13 protein-coding genes and 1 pseudogene are annotated in these 17,453 nt (G+C 31.3%); all 14 read right to left on the reverse strand.

The features are described from left to right. Positions 1-84: 84 nt before the first annotated feature. The 14 genes and pseudogenes from KPL54_RS03000 to rseP all read right to left on the reverse strand — a co-directional run bounded on the left by KPL54_RS03000 (position 85) and on the right by rseP (position 17,440). Complete coding sequence (locus tag KPL54_RS03000) at positions 85-1,359, reverse strand: M16 family metallopeptidase (RefSeq protein ID WP_216104573.1); 1,275 nt, start codon at positions 1,357-1,359, stop codon at positions 85-87. 94 nt (positions 1,360-1,453) lie between these two features. Beyond that, entirely contained in the window at positions 1,454-3,580 is a 2,127-nt protein-coding gene (locus KPL54_RS03005; protein WP_216104576.1) for a polyribonucleotide nucleotidyltransferase, read from the reverse strand. 109 nt (positions 3,581-3,689) lie between these two features. After that, positions 3,690-3,953 carry a 30S ribosomal protein S15 gene (gene rpsO, locus KPL54_RS03010; RefSeq protein ID WP_071613203.1) on the reverse strand — a complete coding sequence of 88 codons (264 nt, stop codon included), beginning with the start codon at positions 3,951-3,953 and terminating at the stop codon, positions 3,690-3,692. 134 nt (positions 3,954-4,087) lie between these two features. Next, the gene (locus KPL54_RS03015) at positions 4,088-5,008 is read right to left on the reverse strand and encodes a bifunctional riboflavin kinase/FAD synthetase (RefSeq protein WP_216104577.1); all 921 of its coding nucleotides are present in this window, start codon (positions 5,006-5,008) and stop codon (positions 4,088-4,090) included. 12 nt (positions 5,009-5,020) lie between these two features. Continuing rightward, a complete protein-coding gene (truB, locus tag KPL54_RS03020) occupies positions 5,021-5,890 on the reverse strand; it encodes a tRNA pseudouridine(55) synthase TruB (protein ID WP_216104579.1) in 870 nt (289 codons plus the stop codon). A gap of 170 nt (positions 5,891-6,060) precedes the next feature. Beyond that, positions 6,061-6,420: pseudogene (rbfA, locus tag KPL54_RS03025) on the reverse strand (30S ribosome-binding factor RbfA); the annotation flags it as partial. Between the two features lie 20 nt (positions 6,421-6,440). Continuing rightward, positions 6,441-8,516 carry a translation initiation factor IF-2 gene (infB, locus tag KPL54_RS03030; RefSeq protein WP_152752567.1) on the reverse strand — a complete coding sequence of 692 codons (2,076 nt, stop codon included), beginning with the start codon at positions 8,514-8,516 and terminating at the stop codon, positions 6,441-6,443. A gap of 23 nt (positions 8,517-8,539) precedes the next feature. Continuing rightward, entirely contained in the window at positions 8,540-8,854 is a 315-nt protein-coding gene (locus tag KPL54_RS03035) for a ribosomal L7Ae/L30e/S12e/Gadd45 family protein (protein WP_187350212.1), read from the reverse strand. After that, the gene (gene rnpM, locus KPL54_RS03040) at positions 8,844-9,110 is read right to left on the reverse strand and encodes an RNase P modulator RnpM (RefSeq protein WP_071613209.1); all 267 of its coding nucleotides are present in this window, start codon (positions 9,108-9,110) and stop codon (positions 8,844-8,846) included. The genes KPL54_RS03035 and rnpM overlap by 11 nt, the downstream gene beginning before the upstream one ends. Before the next feature lie 11 nt (positions 9,111-9,121). Beyond that, positions 9,122-10,303 carry a transcription termination factor NusA gene (gene nusA, locus KPL54_RS03045; RefSeq protein ID WP_216104583.1) on the reverse strand — a complete coding sequence of 394 codons (1,182 nt, stop codon included), beginning with the start codon at positions 10,301-10,303 and terminating at the stop codon, positions 9,122-9,124. 16 nt (positions 10,304-10,319) lie between these two features. After that, entirely contained in the window at positions 10,320-10,781 is a 462-nt protein-coding gene (rimP, locus tag KPL54_RS03050) for a ribosome maturation factor RimP (protein ID WP_216104585.1), read from the reverse strand. A gap of 203 nt (positions 10,782-10,984) precedes the next feature. Then, positions 10,985-15,322, reverse strand: coding sequence for a PolC-type DNA polymerase III (locus KPL54_RS03055; protein WP_216104588.1), 4,338 nt, complete (start codon positions 15,320-15,322; stop codon positions 10,985-10,987). 24 nt (positions 15,323-15,346) lie between these two features. Then, positions 15,347-16,405: a flavodoxin-dependent (E)-4-hydroxy-3-methylbut-2-enyl-diphosphate synthase gene (gene ispG / locus KPL54_RS03060; RefSeq protein ID WP_253203326.1), complete on the reverse strand. Its 1,059-nt coding sequence runs from the start codon at positions 16,403-16,405 to the stop codon at positions 15,347-15,349. A 3-nt stretch (positions 16,406-16,408) separates the two neighbouring features. Further along, positions 16,409-17,440 (reverse strand): RIP metalloprotease RseP, encoded by a 1,032-nt coding sequence (rseP, locus tag KPL54_RS03065; RefSeq protein WP_216104592.1) that lies wholly within the window; start codon positions 17,438-17,440, stop codon positions 16,409-16,411. Positions 17,441-17,453: the final 13 nt, after the last annotated feature.

Genomic DNA, 17,453 nt, shown 5'->3' on the forward strand with positions numbered 1-17,453 from the left:
ATAAACATCTCCTTAACACTTCTCATAAAATACTATGGATTATATTAAGGAGATATGCCTTATTTTTATATTTTATCAAATAATTCACTTGTCCATAGAAATAACATTACCATCAAAAACCTTTTTAAGCATTTCATTTTCTCTTCCTACATATGACGAATTTATTATACCTATTTTGAAGGTCTTTTCCATTACAGCATTTACTCTTATCATATCTATTTCATCTATTTTTTGTAATATTTCTTCAGGTGTATTTATTTTGTCCATAAACAGAGCCGATTTTCCGTTGCTAAACATTCTACTACTTGTGCTTTCAAGTCCTAAAATATAACTACCCTTTAACTGTTCTTTAGCTTTACTTAATTTTTCATTAGTGATTCCTAGTTTCGCAAAGTTACTAACTTCTTCTTTTATAACATCAATAGCAACTTGTGCATATTTTGGATTAAGCCCAGCATAAATGCTTACAACTCCTGTATTTTTAAATGCTGATATATAACAATAAATCGAATAACATACCCCTAAATCTTCACGAACCTTTTGGAATAATAATGATGACGCTCCACCACCAAGTATATTGCTTAATAATATTAATGTATAAATATCATCTTCTCCAAGACCTACACCCGGAATTCCTAAACTTATATGAAGTTGTTCAATATCTTTTTTTCTAAAATAATGGTTATTAAATATTTTTGGGCTACTATATTTAGTAATCTGTTTATTTTTATAGCGCCACTTACCAAAATATTTTTCAACAAGTTTTTCTATATTTTCCATATTAAATTTACCAGAAATAGATATTACTGAATTTTCTGGTATATAATACGAATCTATATAATCTACTATCATTTTTCTATTAAAAGAATTTACAGTAGCAATTGTTCCTAAAATTGGTAGCGAAATAGAGTCTGATTCCCAAATTGCTTTTGTATGCAGGTCAGCTAAAACATCTTCTGGTGAATCCTCGCTCATATTTATTTCCTCAACAATTACACCTTTTTCCTTTTCAATATCTTCTTCACAAAAGGTACTGTTAAACAACATATCCGAAATAATATCTAATGATAAATCAAGGTGAGTGTCTAATGCTTTTATATAAAAACATGTAGCTTCCCTACTTGTAAATGCATTTATTTGACCACCGACATCTTCAATGGTTTCAGCAATTTGTTTTGCAGTTCTAACTGTCGTTCCTTTAAAAAGCATATGTTCAATGAAATGTGATATTCCACTGTTAACTGTATTTTCATTTCTAGAGCCATTTTCCACCCATAAGCCTACACTTACAGAATTCACATATTCAATATTTTCAACTGCAATTCTTAAACCATTATCTAACTTAATCAAATTATACATATGCGCCTCTCCTTAGTGAGATTTTATATTTATTATGTGCATATTAGTATTTTTTATTTAAAAAAAATAAAAAGGCACCTAAGCCCCTCTATTATTATTCATTCAATTTTTTTTCATTCTCTTTTTTTTCATTTTCGCTATCTTTCATAGCATCTCTTCTTGAAAGATTTACTCTTCCCTGATTATCTATTTCCATTACTTTTACTAATATTTCATCGCCAACTGATACAATATCTTCTACTTTATTAACTCTCTCAAAATCAAGTTTAGAAATATGAACTAATCCTTCTTTGTTAGGTAAAATTTCAACAAATGCTCCAAAAGCAGCAATTTTAGTTACTTTTCCTAAATATATTTCTCCAACTTTAACAGATTTAGTTAACTGTTCAATTATTTCCACTGCTTTATTTGCACTCACGCCATCGTTAGACATAATTACAATTTTTCCATCATCACTAGTATCTATTTTAACACCAGTTTCCGCTATAATTTTCTTTATAGTTGCTCCACCTTTACCTATTACATCCCTAATCTTGTCAGGTGCAACATTTAGTACATACATTCTAGGAGCATACTTTGACATTTCACTTCTTGGAGCTGCTATACATTCATTCATTTTTCCAATTATATGAAGTCTAGCTTTTTTAGCATCTATAATTGCAGTTTTAATGCAGTAATTAGATAATCCATGAAGTTTTGTATCAACTTGTATAGCTGTAATACCATTAACAGTTCCAGCTACTTTAAAGTCCATATCGCCAAAGAAATCTTCTATACCCTGAATATCAGTTATAACTTTTTCTTTAGATAAATCATCATTTGTAATTAGTCCCATTGCAATTCCAGCTGCAGGTCTCTTAATTGGAACTCCAGCATCTAATAGTGCCAAAATACTTGCACTTACGCTTGCTTGAGATGTTGAACCATTAGAACTTAATACTTCTGATACCACACGAATCGCATATGGAAATTCTTCTACAGATGGCAAAAGTGGTTCTACTGCTTTTTCAGCTAAAGCACCATGTCCGATTTCTCGTCTTCCAGGTCCACGCATTGGTTTAGTTTCTCCTACGCTATAAGCTGGAAAATTATAATGATGCATATATCTTTTAGTATCTTCATCACTTATTCCGTCTAGTATCTGTGCTTCCTTTAATGCTCCAAGTGTCGCAACTCCCATAACTTGAGTAAGTCCTCTTGTAAAAAGACCCGTTCCATGAGTTCTTGGAAGTATACCTACCTCACAACTTATTGGTCTAACTTCATCAAAAGCTCTTCCATCAGGTCTTCTATTTTCATTTAACATCATATTTCTAACTATTTCTTTTTGAATATTATAGAAAATTTCGCCTATATCTGATTTTTTATCAGCATACTTTTCATCAAATTCAGCGCTTATTTTTGCTTTAATTTGATCAACCATTACGTTTCTCTCATCTTTATCCATTATGTACATTGCTGTCTTCACCATATCAAATGAGAATTTTCTAACTTCACTTTCGAGAGTTTCATCTATTTTATTAAACTCAGGAATATTTTTTTTCTTTCCAAATTTAGCTATAGCTTCTTCTTGGAAAGCTACTATTTTTTTACATGCTTCAAAAGCAAAGTCGATTGCAGCTATCATTACATCTTCAGCTATTTCGTCTCCACTAGCTTCTATCATTGTTACATTGTCTTTTGTAGCACAAACTGTAAGCTTCATAACACTTACTTTTCTCTCGTCTGCTGTTGGGCTTAATATGAATTTACCATCTACTAAACCAACTGAAACCGTTGCGACAGCATCAGTAAAAGGTATACTTGATATACATAATGCTAGTGACGCCCCATTCATAGCAAGTATTTCAGGTGAATTATCTTGTTCAACTGATAGTACTGTACAAACAATTTGAACATCATTTTTATAACCTTTAGGAAATAGTGGTCTTAGAGGCCTATCTATACCTCTTGCAGTTAAAATTGCTCTTTCTGATGGTCTTGCTTCTCTTTTTATGAAGCCACCAGGAATTTTACCAACAGCATAAAGTTTTTCTTCATATTCTACACTTAATGGAAAGAAGTCGATACCGTCCCTAGGTTTTTCTGAAGCATTTGTATTAACTAAAACTACTGTCTCACCATAACTCATAAAAATTGCACAGTCTGATAACATTCCAACCTTACCATATTCAACTTTAAGCTTTCTACCTGCTACAATCGTTTCTATAGTATGAATCATATATTTGCCTCCCCTCAATTTAAATTACCAATATTTGTGTAAATATTGGTAGCTAATCGTATATATTTTGCCCTAACCTAAAATAATAGAGCGGCTAAGCCGCTCTGAATTATTTTCTTAGTCCGAGTTCTGCTAGAATTGCACGATATCTTTCAATATCTTTGTTCTTTAAGTAACCTAACATACCTTTTCTTTGACCAACCATCATTAATAGACCTCTTCTTGAATGGTTATCTTTTTTATGAACTTTTAAATGCTCATTTAACTCTGTAATTCTTTCAGTTAAAAGTGCAATTTGTACTTCTGGAGAACCTGTATCTCCTTCATGTCTTGCATGTTTTACCATTATTTCTTGTTTTGTAGTCTTTGTCATTTTACAACACCTCCGAATAAAATCCCCATATTCCAAGTATACCGTTGGTGATTCGGCTAACTTAGCATAAGGTTCAAATCAATTATAACAAACTAAGATTAAATTGTAAATTAATTTTTACATCTTTACGTTTATTATTCTATTTTTTGATTATAAGCATATTCCTTATCTTTTACAAGCTGCTGTTTTAGTTCCTCTACAGTATTAAATTTAACTTCATCTCTTATTCTGTTTATAAAGTTTATTTTAACTATCTCACTGTAAATTTGCTTGTTAAAATCTAAAATATGTGTTTCTACTGATAATTTACCACCTTCTACAGTAGGATTGTATCCTATATTGGTTATAGCTTTATAAAGATAATTATCATATTCAATTATAGTATAATATACCCCTCCCTTTGGAAGAATATATTCCTTATTATAATTTAAATTTACAGTTGGAAAACCAATAGTTCTACCAAGTTGTTTACCAGTAATCACTTTCCCAGTAATAGTATGTGGACGTCCTAAAAGTTCATTTGCTTTAACAATATTACCCTCAGCAATTAGATGACGGATTTTTGAACTGCTGACAATTTCATCATTGACACTAATTGCATCACAAACATATAGATTATATCCAAGTATTGTGCTATATGCCTTAAGCATTTCTACATCACCTAAATTCTTATAACCAAATCTATAATTAAAACCAACAATTATTCCCTTAACATTATAGCACTTAACCATATTGCTTATAAATTCTTCAGGAGTTATCTTCATAAAATCTTTATCAAAATTAGCTAAATTAACTATATCTATACCTGTGTCTTCCAGTAATTTTATTTTAGTATCATTACCCATTATAAGCTTTGGGCAAATTTCTTTATTTATAACAGACAATGGATGATTTTTAAAAGTACAGATCATACTTTTAGCATTATTTGCTTTTGATAATTCTACTGTTTTATTTATAAGGTGCATATGTCCCAAATGTAGTCCATCAAAACTTCCGAGTGCAATAAAAGTTTGATATTTAAGATTAGTTTTAAAATTATCTTCTATAATTAACATTTTAATATACTCCTATATAAATGATTTTATTAACCTAACACCATCATCACTTTTGTCCGCAATTCCAATAAAATCATTATCATTATTATATATACTATACATAATGCCAGATTCAAACTTACAAATTAGTGCCTTATCCTTTACTATAACACCATTTAATAAGAACTTAACAAATCTATCCTCTATGGTAATTCTAGCATTCGCACTAAAAATAGTTTCTATAGGCATAATATATTTGTTTATATTTTCTTCATTTAATTCATTAACATTTATAGCATTATCAATATGAAATTGACCTGTAGCCGTTCTTTGTAGATTCCACATCATGCCACCACATTTTAATTTTTCCCCAATATCATAACACAGACTTCTAATGTATGTACCTTTAGAACATTTTACCGTGAATTTTATATAAGGTAATTTAATGTCCGTAATATTTATGTCATAAATCGTTATAGGTCTCGGCTGCCTCTCTACTTCTATTCCAGCCCTCGCTAACTCATAAAGTTTTTTTCCGTTAATCTTTAGAGCTGAGTACATAGGTGGGACTTGCTTTATCTCTCCTATAAATGAATTAATAGCTAGCGTAATTTCATCTACGCCTGAATTAACTTCACTTTCTTTTAGAATTTTCCCCTCTCTATCATAAGTATCTGTAATAACGCCCAATTTTAATTCAGTTTCGTAAATTTTAAAGTCACCCATTATATAGTCTATAGCCTTTGTTGCTTTTCCTATACAAACAGGTAAGACCCCGCTAGCTTCAGGGTCTAGAGTGCCAGCGTGGCCTACTTTTTTCACTTTACTGATTTTTCTTATTAAACGCACTACATCAAAAGAAGTAATTCCTGTAGGTTTGAATACATTTAATATACCATTCATTTCATCAACTCTTTTTCTAAAATTTCCATTAATTTAACTTTAGTATTATCAAAACTTACTTTAACACCATTTTTATCTTGTTAATGATATCGTTAATATCATTATTCTTCATTACTATCTTCACTTTTTATTTCATCCTCAATCTTTGTTTCTTCTTCAATCTTTTTTTCATGTTCATCCTTATCTTTTGCCTTTATTTGATGGAAAATATTTTCTAAATGTATTGCCCGTTCTATGGTTTCATCTAGTTCTATAATAACCTGAGGAACATGTCTTAACTTAACATGCATCCCTATTTCTTTTCTTATAAGACCAGTTGAACTTTTAAGTGCTTGAATTGTTTCTTTTTTTTCAATTTCATTTCCAAATATACTAACATAGATCTTTGTATAACTTAAGTCTTTTGTTGTATCTACTTTTGTTACACTAACCATAGCACTTAATCTAGGATCTTTTATTTTGTTTTGAATTGTATTGCTTACATCTTTTTTTATTTCTTCATTTATTCTACCATTTCTATAACTAACCATACAACCCACTACTCCTTATCTTATACTAGTTTTGGTTTTATTTCTTCCATTATGAATGCTTCAATGATGTCTCCTTCTTTAAGGTCATTGAATTTCTCTACACTTAATCCACATTCAAATCCAGCAGCAACTTCTTTTGCATCATCTTTAAATCTCTTTAATGAAGCTAAAGTTGATTCAGTTATAACTATTCCATTTCTAAGAACTCTTACGCTACTATTTCTAGTAATTTTACCAGTCAATACATAAGACCCTGCTATTGTACCTACATTTGAAACTTTATATATTTGTCTTATTTCAACTCTTCCTAAAACAACTTCTTTATATACAGGATCTAGCATTCCAAGCATTGCTAATTTTATATCATCAAGAGCATCATAAATTATTCTATATGTTTTAATTTCTACTTTTTCTTTTTCTCCAACTATTGCAGCATTATTATCAGGTCTTACATTAAACCCTATAATTATTGCATTTGATGCAGCCGCAAGTACAACATCAGTTTCTGTTATAGCTCCAACTCCAGAATGTATAACTCTTACTTTAACATTATCAGTAGATAATTTTTCAAGTGATTGTCTTACAGCTTCTACAGATCCCTGAACGTCTGCTTTAACAATTACGCCAAGTTCTTTAACAGATCCTTCTTGTATTTGGTTATATAAGTTTTCCATAGAAACTCTATTACTAGCTTGAAAATGTTCTTCTCTTAGATTTGTTTTTCTAGCCTCAGCCATATTTCTTGCAGTTTTCTCATCTTTAATTACATTAAATCTATCTCCAGCTGATGGTACATCAGATAATCCAAGTATTTCTACTGGTATAGATGGTCCTGCTGTCTTTATTTTTTTACCCTTATCATCAAACATTGCTCTTATTCTTCCGTAAGTTGATCCAACTATTATAGAATCACCAGTGTGAAGTGTACCATTTTGTACAAGTAATGTAGCAAGTGGTCCGCGACCTTTATCAAGTTTTCCTTCTATTACAGTTCCTTTTGCATGTCTTTTAGTATTTGCTTTAAGCTCCAACATTTCTGCAGTAATTAGTATCATTTCAAGTAAAGTATCAATACCTTCCTTAGTATGAGCTGATACTGGAACACAAATTGTGTCTCCACCCCAATCTTCTGCTACAAGTCCATGTTCTGTTAGTTCTTGTTTAACTTTATCTATATTAGCTCCTGGTCTATCTATCTTATTTATAGCTACTATCATTGGTACATTAGCAGCCTTACAGTGATTTATAGCTTCTTCAGTTTGTGGCATAATACCATCATCAGCCGCAACTACTAAAATAACTATATCTGTTATTTGAGCACCACGCGCCCTCATTGCTGTAAAAGCTTCATGACCAGGTGTATCTAAAAATGTTATTTTTTCACCATTAATATTAACGGTATATGCACCTATATGTTGTGTTATTCCGCCAGCTTCTGTTTCTGTAACCTTAGATTTTCTAATACAATCAAGTAATGATGTCTTGCCGTGATCAACATGACCCATAACTGTAACAACTGCTGGTTTTTTATCAGTACCTAATTCAGCGTCATTTTCCTCAATATCTTCATCATCAGCAATTTTTCCTTCTTCAAGGTCTTTTAGTACAGCAAGTGCACCATATTTTTCTATTACTTTTTCAGCTGTTGCAAAATCTATTTCTTGATTCATTCCAGCCATAACTCCTATGAAAATAAGTTGTTTTATTACTTCAACATAAGGTCTTTTTAACGTATCAGCCAAATCTTTAACTGTAATAGTACTTTCGATTACTACAACTTCGTCATCGATTGGTTCAACAGCATTGTTGCCACTTCCTAATTCATCGCGACCTTTTCTACCTCTTTTTCTTATGACAACTTTATTAGCATCTTCGTTAGCTAAGTTTTCATAGTGTTCTACTGTTTCATTTTTATTATCCTTAAGTCCTGAATTTTCGTCACTATAAAGTTCCTTAATTAATTCAGCGTCCTCTTCCTCAATCACACTCATATGATTTTTGGCCTTTATACTAAACTCTTCGAATAGTACATTAATTAATTCTTTACTTGACACTTCTAATTCTTTAGCTAATTCATATATTCTGACTTTTGCCAAATCATTCACCCCCGAAATTTAATTTATTCAATGTTTTCATTCCATAAGCTTAATAGCTTATTCGTCATTTTTTTATCATTTACGCATAAAACATTAATTTCTGGTCTACCTAAACATTTACCTAGCGTTTCATTTGAAACACCTTCAATAAGTGGTATAACATTTTTAATAGACAATCTTTTAAACTTATCTTTAGTATTTACAGCGCTTTCCTCAGATAAAATTATAAGGGTTCCTCTACCATGTGATAGTGCATCTTCACACTGATTGTAACCTTCAATAAGTTTACCTGCCTTTTTAGTTAAACCCAAAAATTGAAAAAATTTATTATTCATGATTTATCTCATCCTTTAGCTTTGCATAAATTTCTTCGCTTATTTTGCCACCTAAATTTCGCTCTAACCTTTTTGTCTTATAAGATTTTTCAAAACATTCTATGTTCATGCAAACATATGCACCTCTACCTGGTTTTTTCCCTATTAAATCTATAGAGATTTCGCCTTCTTTACTATGGACTATGCGCAATAGTTCTTTCTTGGGTTTCATTTCCATACACCCTGTACACATACGCTGAGGTATTTTTTTAACTTTCATAAAACTATCACCTACTCCTGTGTAATGGTTTCAATTACTTGCTCTTGCGTTGATTGATCTTTAACTACTTGACTATCAATTACTTCACTTTCATCTGCTTCACTTTTAACTACTTCATTTACCTCTATTTCATTTATATCCATGTTGTATTGAGCTTGTGTTCTACTTTTTATATCTATTTTCCAACCAGTTAATCTTGCTGCTAATCTAACATTTTGGCCTTCTTTTCCAATAGCTAAAGATAATTGATTATCTTCCACTATGACCTTTGCAGATTTAGAAACTTCCTCAACTACTACATTTAATACCTTTGCAGGACTTAAAGCATTTGAAATATATTCTTCAGCTTTCTTGCTCCATTTGATGATGTCAATTTTCTCATTTCTTAATTCATTAACTATGCTTTGAACGCGAACACCCTTAGGTCCTACGCAAGCTCCCATAGCATCAACATTTTCATCATTTGAGTATACTGCAATTTTAGTTCTTGAGCCAGCTTCTCTCGAAATACTCTTAATCTCGACAACCCCGCCAAAAACTTCTGGTACTTCTAATTCAAATAATCGTTTTACAAGGCCTGGATGAGTTCTTGACACTCCAACTTGAGCACCTTTAGTAGTGTTTTTAACTTCAACAATATACAATTTTAATTTTTCATTAAAATTATATTCTTCACCTGGCATTTGTTCATTAGCTCCAAGTACAGCCTCAATTTTACCTAAATCTATAAATACATTGCCTCTGTCTTTTCTTATTACACTTCCTGTAATAATATCAAACTCTTTGGTTATAAATTCATTGTATATTATATTTCTTTCAGCTTCTTTAATTCTTTGAATAACTACTTGCTTTGCAGCTTGCGCAGCTATTCTTCCAAATTTTCTTGGAGTAACTTCAATATCAACAATATCATCTATTTGATATTTATGACTGTACTCTTTAGCTTCTTCTAAGGACATTTCACTAGCTTCCTCAACAACTTCTTCTACAACCGTCTTTTGACCATAGACATGTATTTCTCCTGTTTCTCTGTTCATTGTTACTTTTACATCTTGACTATTATTTGATAGCGTAGCAAAATTTTTCTTATACGCTGCAACTAACGCATCTTCTATAGTTTCAAAAAGTAAATCCTCGCTAATTCCCTTTTGGTCTACAATTTCTCTCAATGCTTCAATAAATTCTTGATTCATTTTAACAACTTCCTCCTTACAGCACTGGTTTTAAACTTACGATGGAAATATTTTCTTTTGGAATAACTATATTGTTCCCATCATATTGAATTTCTATTTGTGCATCAGAAAATCCCACTAAATCGCCCTCAAGTTTTTTAGTTCCCTCATATAGGCTCTTTAAATTAACTAGTACATTCTGACCTATGTATTTTTTTAGATGATTATCATCATATAAAATCCTCTCAATTCCTGGTGAAGATACTTCTAAACAGTAACTATCTGTTATTGGATCTTCAACGTCTAATATTTCACTTATGCCTCTGCTAGTTTTTTCGCAGTCTTCCAAAGATATTCCACTTGAACTATCTATATAAATTCTCAAATAATTTTCTCCAGCTTCTTTTACATACTCCAAATGATATAATTCACAATTGTTTTTTTCAACTATTGGCAAAGCGATTTTTCTAAGCTTTTGCAACAAGGTATCATTTCTCATTCTAACACCCTCCTTTTATTAGTATTTTATACTATTATTAACATAATTAATCATAATATTATAATTAAAACGCAACCATGAGTTGCGTTTCAATAAATAGAGAGTAGGCGGGCCTACTCTCTTTCAATAAAATAACTAGTGATAACTAATATCTATTATTCTATCATATAAAATCCGCTATTTCAAGGGTTAATTGCATTTCCCTAAAAAAACGACAGCTGATTTGTATCAGGAAGATCCTTCAAACATCCATGATTATCTAATGCTTCAATAACTGTTTTAGACACTTTGCATCGAGTTCTCAAATCTTCTTTTGATATAAACTCTCCATGCACTCTTTCTATTACTATACTTTTAGCAGCATTTTCTCCTACCCCTTCAAGTGCATTTAAAGGAGGTCTTAGTGAATCTTCTTCAATTGTAAATTTAACTGACTCTGACTTATATAGATCAACATTTAACAATTTAATTCCTCTTTTATACATTTCAAAAGATAACTCGAGAGCAGTTAAAAGTCCTTTTTCTTTCACTCCTATATCCTTACCTAAAGCTTCGAGTTCATCCATTTTAACCCTTATAGCACTGTCACCTTTTACTATCAAATTTGCATCAAAGTCATCTGCTCTTATAGTAAAAAATGTAGCATAGTATTCTTTTGGGTAATAAACCTTATAATATGCTATTCTAATGGCCATCATTACATATGCTACTGCATGACCCTTAGGGAACATATACTTTATTTTTTTACATGAGCCTATATACCAATCCGGAACATCATGCTCTTTCATTATTTTCTCATGTTCTTCTGAAAGCCCCTTACCTTTTCGTACTTTCTCCATAATAGTAAAAGCAGTCTTAGGCTCAAGATCTTTATGCAATAAGTAAACCATTATATCATCTCTTGTAGAAATACAATCTTTAAGCGTTGTAAATCCTTCTTTAATATAATATTGTGCATTATTAATCCATACATCAGTTCCATGAGATAATCCTGAAATCCTTACTAAATCTGAAAAAGATTTTGGTTGTGTATCTAAAAGCATTTGTCTAACGAATTTTGTACCAAATTCGGGAACTCCATAACTTCCCACTTCACAACCCAATTCCTTAGCTGTAAGTCCAAGTGCCTTAGGCGATGTAAATAAGCTTATAACATTATCATCAGATAATGGGATAGTTAAAGGGTCAAGTCCCGTTAAATCTTGAAGCATTTTAAGCATTGTAGGATCATCATGACCAAGAATATCAAGTTTAAGTAACCTACCACTTATAGAATGGTAATCAAAATGTGTTGTAATAATATCTGATGTTGGGTCATCCGCCGGATGTTGCACAGGGCAAAAATTATATATCTCATTGTCACTTGGAACAACCATTATTCCACCTGGATGTTGTCCTGAGGTCCTCTTAACGCCAGTACATCCTTGTACAAGTCTCTCAATTTCAGCTTGAGGTACCATAACATCCTTTTCATTTAAATATTTTTTCACATAACCATAAGCAGTTTTATCAGCAATGGTTCCAATAGTTCCAGCCTTAAAAGTATGTCCTTTTCCAAACAGCACCTCTGTATATCTATGTATGTCTGCTTGATTATCTCCTGAAAAATTCAAATCTATATCCGGTTCTTTATCTCCTTCAAATCCTAAGAATGTTTCAAATGGAATATCAAAACCATCTTTTTTATATAACGTTCCACAATCAGGACATTCTTTATCAGGTAAATCAGCACCTGAACCAATAGATCCATCTAAAATAAATTCACTCTTTTTGCAATTAGGGCATATATAATGTGGTGGTAACCCATTTACTTCTGTTATATTAGACATATTAGCTGCAAAAGAAGATCCAACTGACCCTCTCGAACCTACCAAATAACCATCTGCAAGTGATTTTGCCACTAATTTTTCAGCTATTAAATAAAGTACAGCATATCCATTTCCAATAATAGAATTCAATTCTTTTTCCAATCTTTTTTCAACTATCTCAGGCAATGGATCTCCATATATTGAATGAACTTTATCTGATGTCATCTTTCTGATATCATCTTCTGCCCCCGGTATTTTAGGTGTGAAAGTTCCATCTGGTATTGGTTTTACAAATTCTATCATTTCAGCAATTTTATTTGGATTATAAATTACTACTTCTTTACATTTTTTTTCTCCTAAATATGAAAATTCACTTAGCATCTCATTTGTAGTTTTAAAATATAATGGTGGTTGATCATCCGCATCTGAAAACCCTTTACCCGCCATCAATATTTTTCTAAAAACTGCATCTAAAGGCTCTAAAAAATGTACATCCCCTGTAGCAACTACTGGCATATTATTTTTATCACCAATAGTGCATATTCTCCTATTAATGTCCATTAATTCACTTTCGTCTTTTACTATTCCATTTTTAATCATAAATTTATTATTTAGTAAAGGTTGTATTTCTAAATAATCATAGAACTTTACTATTTTATTAATATCTTCTTCAGATTTTCCTTGAAGCACTTCTTTATATACTTGTCCAGCTTCACACGCCGATCCAACTATAAGACCATCTCTGTACTTTTCAATTAAAGTTTTAGGAAGCCTTGGTCTTCTATGAAAATATTCTAAATTTGAAAATGAAATAAGCTTATAAAGGTTCTTTAGGCCTATTTGATTCTTTACCAAAATAATCACATGATAAGTGTTCGCTTTTTTCACATTAAAGTCAGCTAGAAATTCTTTGTTTAAAGTATCTAAGTCTAAAATGTTTTTTTCACGAAGTAGCCCAAAACAATGTAATAGTATGTCCGCGGTAGCTTTAGCATCATCTACAGCTCTATGATGATTTTCTAGGGTTATGCCCAAATATTTAGCTACTGTATTTAACTTAAACGTCTTAAGGTCTTTAAGTAAATATTTAGCTAAAGGAATTGTATCCATAATTGCATTCTCAAACTTCAAGCCTAACCTCTGTGAATTTTTTTTAATAAAAGATGCATCGAAGTCAGAATTATGTGCTACGAGCACACTATCTTTTGTAAACTCTAAAAACTTAGGAAGAACTTCTTCTATAGATGCTGCATCAGAAACATTATCATTTGTAATTCCAGTTAGTTCTATAATCTTATAAGGTATGTCTATTCCTGGATTTACAAATTCACTAAATCTATCTACTATTTTTCCATTTTCTATCTTCAATGCACCAATTTCTATAATTTTATCATTTTCACTAGATAACCCCGTTGTTTCTAGGTCAAAAACCACAAAACGGTCATCTAAAGTTTCACCTTTATTATTAATAACAATTGGCACTCCATCGTCTACCAGGTAACCCTCAACACCATAAATAACCTTAATCTTATTCTTTTTAGCTGCATCCATGGCTTCTGGAAATGCTTGAACTACGCCATGATCAGTTATTGCTACTGCGCTATGCCCCCACTTAGCTGCTCTTTCAACAAGTTTAGATGCAGGACTAATACCATCCATAGCACTCATTTGAGTATGAAGATGAAGTTCAACCCTTTTCTCCTTAGCCGTATCCATTCTTTCTATTTTTTTAAGTTTAATTATATCTCTAGCCATAACTACAACTTCTCTTGCATAGGTATCATAACTTGCTTCTCCACGTATCTTGCAAAAGAGTCCAACTTTGATTTCTTCCATCATCTTTTCTACTTCTTTAGGTTTTGGAAAACATTTCACTGTAATTGAACTAGAATAATCTGTAATATAAAACGTTATAATTATTCTTCCCGTTTTGGTTTCAATTATATTCACCTTAAAAATATCACCACAAGCACAAATTATTCCTGAGGTCTCACTTATATCTTTTATTTCTATACTTTCATCATTAATGTTTCTTCCCATAATAGTATTTTTATCAGCAACCTCACCCTTTTTGTAACCCGGTCTACTAAACTTATTAGCTTTGTAGCCATTGCTATTATCGTTACTTTGCCCACCACTACGGGGCTTGTCTGTCTTTTCTATATTCATATTTTTAACTATTTCATTAATTATAGTTTCATTTTCTTTTTCTTTCTTCATAAAAGAATCATCTTTAGAAAGTTCACTGTTATGTTCTAATTTAACTACTGAACTAACTCCAAACATATCATTTATAGTATTTTTCATAAGAAGTTCTATGTTTTTATCTCTTAGAATTTTGCACATAAAATCATTACCACACTGAATTTTAAGTATACCATTCTCAATTATTCTAGTTGACTTAAGTAAACTATCTTTACTTGATGGCTCTGAGATAGATATTACATTAACTACATCGAGCCAAAACTTATCTTTTACATCTTCTATAGTTGCATTTGATACATCATGGTAGCAAATCAACTGTATATCGTTAAAACTACATAGTCGTTTTGATATAATTTGTTTAATTAGTAGTTTTTTATTATCATCTGTATCCTCAAAAGATTTAATAATCACCCTTAATTTATTGCTTTTCTTAAGGTACTGAACCCTTAATACCTTAATATTATCTACTAATGTTTCTTCATTTAAATCAAGATCATTTTTCAACATTTGAGCTAGACTTGCGTTCATTAATACTCCTCCTGAGAAGACATGTTATAGGTTATTTACTTCACGAATAAGTTCTTCTACTAAATCTTCTTCCTTAACAGTTTTAATTATTTCACCTTTTTTAAATATAAGACCAACTCCATCTCCGCCAGCGATGCCAATATCAGCCTCTCTTGCTTCACCCGGACCATTAACTATGCATCCCATCACTGCAATCTTTATATTTTTATTACAAAATTCCAATCTTTTTTCTACTTCATTTGCAATCTTTATAAGATTTATTTGCGTTCTACCACATGTTGGGCATGATACAAATTTAATTCCATCATCTATATAACCTAATGATTTTAGGATTTCTATTCCAACTTTAACCTCATCTACTACATCCCCAGTTAGAGATACCCTTATAGTATCACCTATACCTGAAGCTAGTAATGCTCCAATTCCTACACTTGATTTTATTGTTCCTCTCCATGTAGTTCCAGCCTCAGTAACCCCAAGGTGAAGTGGATAATCTACCTTGTCTGATAATAGTTTATAACAATCAATCATCATTACAACATCTGATGATTTTATAGAAATAACTATATCGTAAAAATTTAAACTTTCAAGTATTTCAACATGCTTTAGCGCACTTTCAACTAATGCCTGTGCGCATACATGTCCATACTTTTTAAGAATATCTTTTTCTAGCGATCCTGAATTTACACCAATTCTAATGGGAATACCCTTCGCTTTAGCTGCATCTGCAACTAATTTTATTCTATCAATATTTCCAATATTACCTGGATTAATTCTTAGTTTAGATACTCCATTTTCAATAACTTTTAAAGCCAGCCTATAATCAAAATGAATATCTGCAACTAGAGGTATATGAATACCTTTCATTATATCTTTTATTGCCTCCGCAGCTACCATATCTGGCACTGCGCAGCGTACAATATCGCAACCTACTTTTTCAAGCTCAAGTATTTGTTTTATCGTAGCTTCTACATCTCGTGTATCAGTATTCGTCATTGACTGCACTGCAATCTTTGAATCTCCACCTATATATAAATCACCAATTTTAATTTTTTTTGTTTTTCTAGCTTCCACAATATTCATCTCCTAGAATTTCATCGGACTAACTATGTCCTTAATAACTATAAACACCATAAACGCCATTAAAAACATAAATCCAATATAATTTATAGTTCCTACCTTACTATCATCTAATTTTTTACCTGATATTATTTCAAATAATAACATAAAAATCCAACCTCCATCTAAAGCCGGGAAAGGTATTATATTAAATATTCCTAGTTGTACACTTAACATTGCTGTTAACATCATTAAATTTACTATTCCATTTTGCGCAGCCATTGTTGAAATTCTAATTATACTTATTGGTCCTCCTACATCATTGACAGAAACTTTCCCGTGAAATAAGCTCCCAAAAAAAACGAAAATTTGTTTTGATGTGCTAATAGTTTGATCAACTCCATAACTTACACTTTCTACAAAATTAATTTTTTCTCGTAAACCATAGATTCCTACTATAAATCTCTTTTCTTCTACACTTTTACGGGGGGTTAGAGAAATTTCTTTCACTTTTGCATCTCTAAGTATTTCAATATTCATACTCTTGCCTTTATTGTTGGAAATTTCATTTAAAGCTTGATCCCATTTATCTATACTAACCTTATTAATCTTAGTAATTTTATCTCCAACTTTTATTCCAGCATGCATGGCTGGACTATTAGGTACTACTTCCCCTATTATAGGTAATATACGACCTATTGAGGCACCTACAATAGCAAATAAAACCAACGCTAAAATAAAATTCATAATTGCTCCAGCAGAAACTATGCTTAATCTTTGAACTGGTGTTTTATTAGTGAAAGATCTAGGATCATCACTACTTTCCTCTTCACCTTCCATCTTAACATAACCACCAACAGGAAAAGCTTTAATCAAATATTCTGTTTCTTTTCCTTTTATTCCAAAAAGTTTTGGCCCCATTCCTAAGGAAAATTCACTTACCTTTACTCCGTTTAACTTGCACATTATAAAATGACCTAATTCATGTATTATTACTAAAAGACTAAAGGCTAAAATAGCCATAATAATATATGGTATATTCGGTAAAATACTACCCATAACAATTTTCCTC

The organism is Clostridium estertheticum (assembly GCF_018861295.1).
Taxonomy (GTDB): Bacteria; Bacillota; Clostridia; order Clostridiales; family Clostridiaceae; genus Clostridium_AD; species Clostridium_AD estertheticum_D.